Below are 10003 nucleotides of genomic sequence, written 5' to 3'. Positions count from 1 at the left end.
GTTTCTCTGGTTCTGTTGGCTTCTCTGGTTCTGTTGGCTTCTCTGGTTCTGTTGGTTTTTCTGGATTTGTTGGTTTTTCCGGCTCTGTCGGTTTCTCTGGATTTGTTGGTTTTTCCGGCTCTGTCGGTTTCTCCGGATTTGTTGGTTTTTCTGGCTCTGTCGGTTTCTCTGGATTTGTTGGTTTTTCCAGCTCTGGTGGCTTTGGTTTTTCTGTCCCTGTATTTTCCGTATTACCATTCTCACCCTCCGTTATAATTGGTGGGTTCACAATTGAATCTGGTTTCTTCTCTGGTGGAAGAATATCACCTATACTCGCTACTGAAGAATCAATATTTTGATCACCGAATGCAAAATGATCTCCATTCACGGTGACTTGTGGCTTGTTATCTGTAATAGCTGCAATCACATTGTCTTTTGCTGTATCTTGAATTGATTTATCTACCGTTTCTTTATCAAAGAGTGCTAGAACACGAGAAGTAGTGTCATCCCCATTTTGAAGATTACTTACAATAGATTTTTCTTTAAAGTTAATTTTTGATTTATCCAGCTCTCCGAGTACATAAGCAACTTCATTATCCTTACTTTGAATTGCATTCTCTGTAATTGCTTCAAAATCTTGTTTGTTCAGATCTCCTTTCTTTTCCTCCGGCTTATTCTTATCTACTTTTTTTGTAATAGCTGATTTACTTTTTGATGATTCCTTACTTCCAAACCAACTGCAACCTGTCGTACTTAATATCAATGAACCACCAAGAAAAACAATTCCCATTTTTTTGTACAGATTCTCATAATTTAAAGGCATGTTATTCTCTCCCCCTTAGATGTTCTGTAGGTCTTTATCAATTTTTTCAATCTTAGCTTTCTTTTCCTCTTCACTTATCGTAGATTGTTGAATATCTCGTTTCTCTAATTCTTTGACTTCTTTCATTACATTTTTATTTCCTTGCGTTTTAGCAAAGGAATAACAATCTCCATATTTTTTTAGATTTACAAAAGCTTCAACAATGAGTTTTTCACGTCTACCGTCCATATTGACTTTACCCTTAAGCTTAATTACCTCCTCATATTTCTTATTAAGTGCTGCTTTTTCAAAGTCGATTACATCATTTTTGACATCAATTTCATTGATTTTATTCATGTTGTCTATCCCAATAAAATAAGCAACCACACTTTCTGCAAATTTCGGTTCATATTGTAAGGCCTTATTTGCCTTTCCGTTTAATAAATAAGTAAATAGAACTGCCTTCTGACTATCTTTATCTAATTCTGTGTAATTGACCTTATCGAAGTATTTAACGGCTTCTCCATACTGCTGAATGGCTGCCTGTTGTAATCCTTTTACTACATATTGTTCCGAGCCAGCATTTGCACTCGAAACTGGTTCGGAAGAGAATAACTTAAAGGCAAATATGGCACCAGCTCCAATTAACACCACGCTTCCTATGACACTCGCAATAATCTTGAATCCTTTTCTATTTTCCTTTCCAGGCTTTACTAGTGTTTTTACTTCATTCGCTGGACTATAAGAGGGTTCTTCCTTCCTTTCTGATGATTCTTCTTGATATTCATATTCTTCATGAAAAGGAGAATCATTGATTTCTCTTTCTAATTTTTCTAACAGCTCCTTCTTTTGTTCCTCTTGTTCCGGATCTAATTGCATCACATTCATTTTTTTAGAAATGTGATCAAAAATGTGATCTGCATATCTCGAACCAAGTGATAACGTACCGTTATAAATTTCATTGGAATGACCATCTAACAAATCGAAATCAATATGTTCTTGTCGCCCAGCTTCTCTATAAATACGTTCTAATCGTTTCGTTAAGATATAAGCTTCATGAAACGAATATTGCTTACCCGACTCAATTTCTGTTCCATTGCTACTCTTAAAAATGACAAACATGGCTTCTCCTTTCTTCCATTTGATTTATATTTACTTTCATTTCGATTGATCTTAAAATGCATAGTACACAAAAGAACCTAATACAAGGAAGACAGCAAATAAAAACGCTAATGGTAAAAGGTCTCTTAACAATCTTCCTAAAAAATCAAAAGCTCGCTCAGTTGACACCATACACATGAAAATAAAATAACAAACAGTAAATGCTAACATAGTTATCAGTGTCACGATCAAGTAGAATCCTACTGGATTACTATAAAACTCTTTAAAGGACTGTACGATAAACCCCATAATCCAGCCTCCTTTTTGTATCAAATTCAAATTCTAATAAAAAAAGGCAACAAAAAAAGCCATACCCTTTGCATAGCCTCTTCATTGCCTTAATTATATTTTTTCACTATTTCATCCAGAAAAACGGGAATAAGATTTGGCCAAATTTCACATTGCTATTTACGCTCTCTGCTAAGTATTGGCATCCCATTACAATAACGAGCCCGGCTGCCCCACCAAGAAACCACCAAATACATTTATGTCTTCCTCGTTCACCGCCCCAAATTAGTAGATAAGCGCCCCAGCAAAATACAATCGCTGTACTAACCATTGCCCCTCTTTGCATCCATGCAATAAATGAATTCCCTGTATTAATTAGACCGTCCATCGCATCACCTAACACTAACATGTGAGATAATGTTTCCAACATTGACATATACATTCACTCCCTTTTCATTTTTAAGTGCTTATACGTTACTAAGCTGACTTGATACGCTCGGCTTGCTTTCTTCTTTCACTTCTGTTGCTGTTGCTTTATAAGCTTGCAAAGCCTTCATTACTAGATCTTGATTTTCTTCAATGTACTTCTGATGATGTAAATGTAGCCAATGGTTATAATCCTGACCATTGGCTCTTAATAGGTTTGCTACCATATCTTTTTCTTTTTTTAATTCCCTCTGTGTAATCGCCACTATATCACCACCTTTCAATGATTATGTGATTACTTCTGATATTGTTCTTTGCAATTTTGAATAAAGTAGGTAACTTCTTTTTCAAAATCAGATGGTTTAATTTCTTCAAACTTTATTGATTTCTTCAACTCTCCTTTTTCATAGTAAGCTAGAGTATCACGTTTTTGTGACAAGCCGAAGTCATGTTGATTACTTGTTCTTGGAACATCCTCTCTACCTCCGAATAATTCCCTAACCAATATATTGTTTTGCTTTGCTAATTTTTCGACTTTAAAAAGTATATCTGCTCTTGTTTTCTTATCATTATTTAATATTACAAAACCTGTGCCATCCTCACTCATGAACTTCTTCATTTCTAACGGACTAAGTTCCATTACTTCCCCTTTTCCCGAACTAAAGACAAATGTTGAACCAATACCAATTGCAATTAACAGTCCAACAACAGCGGAAATGATCCACCCTTTACGACTCATGCATGTTCCTCCCTATGTCATAGTTTTATAAGCGATTTTGAAGTGTGATGAGACACTTTTAAACTCCAACATCTGTCTTTATTTTATAACATTTAAAGGAAAGTGGGATAGAAAATGGAAATATCATTTATGGCTGGAATGACGAACCCTGTATTGGCATGCGTATAGAGACTAATCCCGACCTAGCTTCTATATGCCCAATACCGCACTACGTATTTTGGCGTGAACGTAGAACCTTATGTATCTACTTTTGTGATGTTCCTCGCTTCTTCAGAATGTCAAAATAGGATATTCCTCACGAGTACTGACACAAACAGGTCTTTGATACACTGCATTCCCCAGTGGTCACAGATGAGTTTTACGATCTTACTCACCCAACGATAATCGTATACCTAACCCCTCTAGTGACCTTTCGAAGGGAGGCACGCATATATATTGAAAGCCGTATACTATCCTTCTACAACATTACTGAAAGGAAAAGATACGCAATATATATTTAAATTGTCAAAGAGCGACTTACTTTGTGCTATGTTCTCAGCACACTTCAAAATCGCTTTTTTTATTTACATTTTTGTTTGACAGCTACTAATTCCGCATGTTTATTTTTTCGTTTAGCAATTAAGTTTTGATGTTCATCTCTAACCGAGCGCACTTGATAATAAATTTGAGCCACCTTTTCAATGCTTCCTGTGCTATTTTCAATTGCGATGGTGCCTTTCAGTTCGTATGTTTTTCCATCAAAAGTTTTAACACTATGAGCTTGTGATGCCGCAATATCATAAAATGTGAGTCTTTTTTCTTTTCCCATATGAACGCCTCCTATTTTTGATAAAGAAGGGAGAAAAGCGCTTCTCCCCTGTCTAGTTTTCTAGCCATCTAGATAGGATGAAATAGTGAACGAGTGCTTTAGATCATGCTAAGATTGTTGTGTTATACGAGGTTATGATGCGTTGCGCTGCTTCTTTTCCGTATATGTGTTGTAATGCGGATTGAGATTCAACTACGATTGAATGCTGAATGTGGTATGTTGCGCTTTCTTTCAAAAACTGCTCCATATGAGGGATTGGGTATAAATCATATTGATGAAATACCAGGTGAATCGGTCTTATATTCTTGCATTCTGTTAGATATTGAAGAAAATTTGATAATGCTTCTCCTCTCTCTTGATACGTACTTATTTCCGTTTCTACACTAATGTACACAACGGATTTTTGTTTTAGATCCATTTGTAGTGTTTCATAACCAGTTAGTAAATCATGTTTGATGATTTCATATCCTTGTTCTCGTTTTTCATAATGTGTATCTTCATAAAAGATGCCTTTTGGATCAAAAATAAAAATAAAATCATTGATTGTTTCCTGAACATCTTCTATGACCGATTTATAAGCTCCAAAACGAGCTTTTATGACACCAGCAATCCTTTCATTCGGTTCTTTTAAAGCTCTAATCACTTTTGTATACTTCTTATCTACACCTAACATACTTTGCACTCCTTCCTATTTCATTTTCGACTTATAACTAGTACTGAAACTAAAAATACTCTCCCTGTTTCTCGAATTTCTCATATTTTTCTTGCTGCTTATCTAAAATTCGTAAAAGTGTATTGAATGTGCCTTGCCTTGTTTTTTTGCTGATAAGGCTAACACGTTAATGATTTGATAGGCCGGATGATCTTTCTTCCATAACTCCCTCAACTCCAAAGGAAAGTTATCTTTTTCTTTTGCTTGTTGTACTAATTCCCTAATCCCTAACCTTTTCTAAATCTGAATAGTATAAATCTCCATGTCATTGATCTAAATACAAAATACTTCCTGCCAATAATTTTGTAGCGGATTCTATCCAGAAATCATACCTTTCTTTCAGCTTGAGCGATTTAAAATTGCTTGCTTTAATTCTTCAGGCAACAAAGTACCCTTGCACCGCATAACGTCTTCCTCAAGTTTCCCTAAATCCCCTATTTTATCGACATAGATTTCTGACATCTCATATCACCTCCCTCTTGGTTTCTTATATCTTGCTACCTATCAAAAAAACAACTGTCCAAATGAGAATTACGAGTATACATGCATTTTGAAATCCAATAGTAAAGCTCAGTGGATTTCCATCTACTTCATTGAAATAAGTTTCATATTATTTCATATCACAATTGAAATTTTTTATGGTTTCTTTTTGCAAATACGGCTTCAAATAAACCTAGTACGATACATGCAATACCAATCCATTTTATGTATGAATTTTCGGCTTTATCTCCTGTTATTGGAAGAAATGTTTCAATTTTCTTTGGTTTTTGTTCTAATTGTTGTTTTATAACAATCTGTTGTGATTTCTCTATTTGTGGAATGATAGGTTTTCCGATTACTTGTGGTTGGTCGGTACCTGTGGTTACGGTGCTTCTATTTGCTCCGTTTTTTGTGGGTGTGGTGTCTGTGGTGTAGGCGGTGTCGATTCCTTCTAATTCTTCACTGTATGTTTATTGAATTCCGAAATTATATTTTAAAAAATAATTATAAAATTGTACCTTTTATAGACTGTTCATTTACAATATAAATGTATAATTATTTTTCGTGAAAATGATTCATTTCAACTTTGCTCGATAATATGTTGCCAAAAAAAGCTTTTCGACTGGTTCTCCCAAAAAATCCGATATACTTTTTGCCCGACTAGAAATTAAACCCTTTCTACCCGACTCAATATCATACAAAGTACTTACTGGAATTTTAGAACCTTTTGAAACCTCATTAATTGTATAACCCTTTGATTCACGAAATTCTCTTAAAATCGTCAAGTGTCTCACCCCCTATATACAGTTTATTAGTCTTTGAGCCTAAAGTCAACACTTTAAGTTCTCATTTTATACACTTTTAGTGTTAATGTCTTTTTTAGAAATCTTATGTTACTATGCAAAATTATAAAATTGGAGTGATAAATAAAATGACAATCGATAAAAATATTGTGGGGAAAAATATAAAAAAATTAAGGGCTATAAAAGGAGTAAGTCGGAAAGAAATGGCTGAAGATTTAAATACTACATATAGAACTGTATCTAGTTGGGAAACTGGAGAAAAAACACCACGCTTAAATAAATTAGAAGAAATTGCTACTTATTTAAATGTCAGTGTGTCTTCTTTATTAAAAAAAGAAATTCCGGATGAAGACCTCTTAAAAAGTATTAAAGGTGAAGATCCAGTTGAGCGTTTAGCCAGATTACTCTATGAACGATACATGAGTGTACCAGATAAACATAAACCCCGTATTGAAGAGGAATTATTAAAATATGCTAGTCAATTAAAAGCGCAAGTTGAACAAGAGGAATAGGGAATCTCCTATTCCTCTTGTTCATAGCTCGCACATAACTCCACAATTTCACTAAAAGTTTGTAAATCAATTGTTTTCACAATCTCTAATAATTCATTTACGCTTAATCCTATTCTTCCCATTGTTGCCCCTCCTTTTTTGCTTTTATATTGTGAAAAACAACACAAATTTTTCACAATTCCCCGTCTAGGGATTTATAAAACAGTTTATAAAATCACAAAAGACACCGTTCAAAACGATGTCTTTTGTAAAAATATATATTTTAAATAAAATACAGAAAAATTATCCACCACCACCGGGATCGACCATCATTCTATATACCATATACTGATTCCCAGAACTTTTAGCTTTTTGGGAGTACTGTTGTGTTTCCATTTTACCTAGTGAACTATTCACTAAGGTTAATAACAGTATAGCGGCTACTATTGATACATATAACTTTTTCACCATTTTTTCACCATCCCTTGACAACTAAATTATATTTTCTGCATATTTATCATATATTATTTCAGCAAATTTTACATACAAAAAATCATTATTTACTTTAAACATATCAATAGATTGTTTAATTAAATGTATATCTTGTTTAGCCATTCCCAAGTAACAAGTTTGAAGTGGTGTTAACATTTTTCTTTTTGCTCTAATTTCTTCAAGTATATTTATTGCTTGTTGATTTTTTCCCTTTTTAATTAAAAACAAAGCGTATTCAGCTGGGTGTAATCTATCGAAATCAATTTTATTTAAATCTTTCCACCAAAAGATTCTAATGAAGTTAATATCATTTAGAGCTATATTGTATTTTAAACTCCCTTTTGCGCCTTTCAATACATTTAACGCTTCTCGAAAGAAATATAAAGATTTTTTATAGTCAGAAAACATATAGTTTTCTCCACTCCTAATGTTCAACAAAGCTTCCATAACAGGGAAGAATTCAATATCCTTATATGTTCTTAATTCACCATTTTCTATTACAAATTGTAGAGAGTTATTTTTTCTTAATATTGAATAACTCCAAAGTTCTTTAACCCAAAATCCGTATAAACCCTTTAAGAAAATATTAGTTACTAATTTATCATCTCTAATATTCTTCTCGATTCTTTCCTTATAACCTTGCATTAATCCAAAATCCCCTAAATCACAAAGAATTAACATACTGAGTATATCACAAAAAATTTCTACATCCACATTAGAATTTCTAGCTTTTTGGATATTCAAGTACACTTCTCTGACATTTTTACCTTTCAAACGATCAATATATAAATTAAATATATCTGCAAATCGTTTCAATTCTACATCCTTGCTCTCTTTACATATTCCAGCGAGATATTCAATTAATAATACGTGATCGTTCAAATGAGCAATGGCAAAGGCAACTTTAACATTTATGTTTAATCTATCCTCTAAAGTACCTAAATAATCTATTATTTTTTGTTCTTGTTTATCTTTATCATTTGCAAATATGACATAGGCAATTTTTGCAAATGTATATACGGATATCTCTTTATCCCTGTTAATCCAATTAGAGATAGTAGATTTAGCAACTCCAATTTCTCTTGCGAGATCAGTATATGTTTTGTTTTTAGAAGATAAATAATTATCAAATTCCCTAGATAACTTCTTCATGTATTTTCACCTCGTCTTTTTCACGAATATTCAGAAACGTACATATGAGTAAGAAAATTATACCACAGTACCTAGAAAATTTTTCTTGCTCAATTGTTGAGTGAATATTCTGATATTTAATTGAAAACAAATGTGAAATACTTCAATTTTTGCACCTATTCTTCAAATATGAACTTAGAGTGTTGATATTATGTACATACAATTGTAAAATAAAAATAAATTACCTATGAACGAAAGTTTTTTAGAAAACAAAAAAATAAAACCCCACCGCCCAGTTTTAAATTGGCTTCTAGTTTGGCGACCGGAACCAATTTAAAACTTCTAAGATAGGGTTTTAATTCACACTATAAATATATGTGTTTCTCTTTAGTATCATACTTGATATTAAAATTATATCATAATGCATATACATTGTGAATATAAAACCGCTGTTTTTCCTTTTTATTTGCGGTGGGAAAAATAGGAGGTTTTTTCAGTGTTGTTGCGAAACTTTTTGCTTAGTCGAGCAAAAGCGGAACTAAGTCCCCACATTCATCACTTATCTAAAACTTCTGGATCTATCAATCAAGAAATCAAGAAAATAACTTCTTATATTGATAGTATTGTCCTAGAGTGTGAAGGTGCTACCACAAAAGATTATCTTACCAAAAGGAAATACGAAGCTTTAGAGACTGTTTTATCTTATTTAGTACAAGAAGGCTATAGTCAAGTTAGACAAGAACACATCAGCAAAAAATCTGGAATTTCAAAACCTATTATTAATTACATTTTTAATTGGCTGCAAGATTTAGGAGTATGCCAACAAATCAAGGTAAGACGGCATGGAAAGATTGCTCCCTCTGTTTACATCTTAACAATACATAATAACTATTTAAAAATTGTTGAATATTTCAAGATAAGATGGGCTGTAGCAATTGATGTTTGTGCTACTTTTACTAGATTTTTAAAGAACAAAATTAGTAAAAAGTCTGATGTAACAGATCTTGAATTTATGCAAAAAAACAATTTTAAACCTTCACCTTCCTTAGAGTTTTTCGGCATTGAAGAGCAATCAAAAACTGCTGTCCATCATGAGAAACAAGTAAAAAATAATAGATTACAAGACTTAAATGATTATTTGAGTGAAGATCAGAAAAGAGCGTATTACTACATCTTGAGTCAAGAGCTAACATACCTATCTGAAAATGATGCGTATACAATTGCTTTAAGATTGTCACCGGATATTGATCGCTACACAAGATGGGATTTTGAAGAATGTGTGCAATGGTTCCAGTTTAATAAAGCTGAAAACAGTAATCCTGCACATTTCATAAAAATGTTTATTCAAAAATCTAAACAGAAGCAAGAACGTAGAAAACGTAATGCACAAAATACAAGCTCACTCTTAGATACAACTAATAGTCATGCATTTGTTTTCTATAATTTTTTAGAAGAACACGATTAAAATCAAAAAAATCCAATTACAAATAGCCTTGCTAAAAAAAACATATACAGCAAGGCTATTTGTAATGTCTTCCTATAGTTCTTTATAACCTTATTGGTCTTCAATAAAATAATTCATAAATCATATATATTTTCTATGTACTATAATTTTTTCTTTTTAATTCAACTATAAAATTTAAACCTTATGAATCCAGTATATTCAATTATTATTTACTAAACTATTTACTTAGAAATTTACTAAGTAAAAATCTCCAATACCTTGATACAATAACCATTATGGCCCAAAT

13 protein-coding genes and 2 pseudogenes are annotated in these 10003 nt (G+C 32.6%); 2 read left to right on the top strand and 13 right to left on the bottom strand.

Annotated elements, in window-relative coordinates:
* The 11 genes and pseudogenes from RBB48_RS30950 to RBB48_RS30900 all read right to left on the bottom strand — a co-directional run.
* Positions 1-802 (bottom strand): hypothetical protein (locus RBB48_RS30950; RefSeq protein WP_306008799.1); only part of this gene is annotated, 802 nt, incomplete at its 3' end.
* Positions 803-817: 15 nt separating this feature from the next.
* A complete protein-coding gene (locus RBB48_RS30945) occupies positions 818-1903 on the bottom strand; it encodes a hypothetical protein (protein WP_306008798.1) in 1086 nt (361 codons plus the stop codon).
* Between the two features lie 51 nt (positions 1904-1954).
* On the bottom strand, positions 1955-2191 hold the full coding sequence (locus RBB48_RS30940; RefSeq protein WP_097854448.1) for a hypothetical protein: 237 nt from the start codon (positions 2189-2191) through the stop codon (positions 1955-1957).
* A gap of 106 nt (positions 2192-2297) precedes the next feature.
* Positions 2298-2606 carry a hypothetical protein gene (locus RBB48_RS30935; protein ID WP_306008797.1) on the bottom strand — a complete coding sequence of 103 codons (309 nt, stop codon included), beginning with the start codon at positions 2604-2606 and terminating at the stop codon, positions 2298-2300.
* Between the two features lie 31 nt (positions 2607-2637).
* Positions 2638-2862: a hypothetical protein gene (locus RBB48_RS30930; protein WP_306008796.1), complete on the bottom strand. Its 225-nt coding sequence runs from the start codon at positions 2860-2862 to the stop codon at positions 2638-2640.
* Positions 2863-2891: 29 nt separating this feature from the next.
* On the bottom strand, positions 2892-3335 hold the full coding sequence (locus tag RBB48_RS30925) for a hypothetical protein (RefSeq protein WP_098868962.1): 444 nt from the start codon (positions 3333-3335) through the stop codon (positions 2892-2894).
* 559 nt (positions 3336-3894) lie between these two features.
* Positions 3895-4143, bottom strand: a complete 249-nt coding sequence (locus tag RBB48_RS30920) for a hypothetical protein (RefSeq protein ID WP_000514061.1) — start codon at positions 4141-4143, stop codon at positions 3895-3897.
* Between the two features lie 103 nt (positions 4144-4246).
* Complete coding sequence (locus RBB48_RS30915) at positions 4247-4816, bottom strand: TraM recognition domain-containing protein (RefSeq protein WP_306008795.1); 570 nt, start codon at positions 4814-4816, stop codon at positions 4247-4249.
* A 49-nt stretch (positions 4817-4865) separates the two neighbouring features.
* Positions 4866-5317, bottom strand: a pseudogene (locus tag RBB48_RS31835) (type IV secretory system conjugative DNA transfer family protein).
* Between the two features lie 158 nt (positions 5318-5475).
* Positions 5476-5807: pseudogene (locus RBB48_RS30905) on the bottom strand (adhesin); the annotation flags it as partial.
* Positions 5808-5910: 103 nt separating this feature from the next.
* Positions 5911-6120: a helix-turn-helix domain-containing protein gene (locus RBB48_RS30900; RefSeq protein WP_071714091.1), complete on the bottom strand. Its 210-nt coding sequence runs from the start codon at positions 6118-6120 to the stop codon at positions 5911-5913.
* A gap of 146 nt (positions 6121-6266) precedes the next feature.
* Between RBB48_RS30900 and RBB48_RS30895 the strand changes: the two genes are divergently transcribed.
* Entirely contained in the window at positions 6267-6650 is a 384-nt protein-coding gene (locus tag RBB48_RS30895) for a helix-turn-helix domain-containing protein (RefSeq protein WP_000151002.1), read from the top strand.
* Between the two features lie 282 nt (positions 6651-6932).
* Here RBB48_RS30895 and RBB48_RS30890 read toward each other — a convergent pair whose 3' ends face one another.
* Together RBB48_RS30890 and RBB48_RS30885 are read right to left on the bottom strand one after the other, a co-directional pair.
* Positions 6933-7100, bottom strand: coding sequence for a hypothetical protein (locus RBB48_RS30890; RefSeq protein ID WP_000239446.1), 168 nt, complete (start codon positions 7098-7100; stop codon positions 6933-6935).
* Positions 7101-7121: 21 nt separating this feature from the next.
* Complete coding sequence (locus RBB48_RS30885) at positions 7122-8273, bottom strand: AimR family lysis-lysogeny pheromone receptor (RefSeq protein WP_306008793.1); 1152 nt, start codon at positions 8271-8273, stop codon at positions 7122-7124.
* A 475-nt stretch (positions 8274-8748) separates the two neighbouring features.
* On the opposite strand from RBB48_RS30885, the gene RBB48_RS30880 reads away from it, so the two are divergent.
* A complete protein-coding gene (locus RBB48_RS30880; RefSeq protein WP_306008792.1) occupies positions 8749-9717 on the top strand; it encodes a Replicase RepFR55 in 969 nt (322 codons plus the stop codon).
* Positions 9718-10003: the final 286 nt, after the last annotated feature.

This window comes from Bacillus sp. MMSF_3353, assembly GCF_030733445.1.
Classification (GTDB): domain Bacteria; phylum Bacillota; class Bacilli; order Bacillales; family Bacillaceae_G; genus Bacillus_A; species Bacillus_A wiedmannii.
The sequence above is the reverse complement of the archived record's forward strand: the minus strand, read 5'-3'. Positions and strand labels throughout refer to the sequence as shown.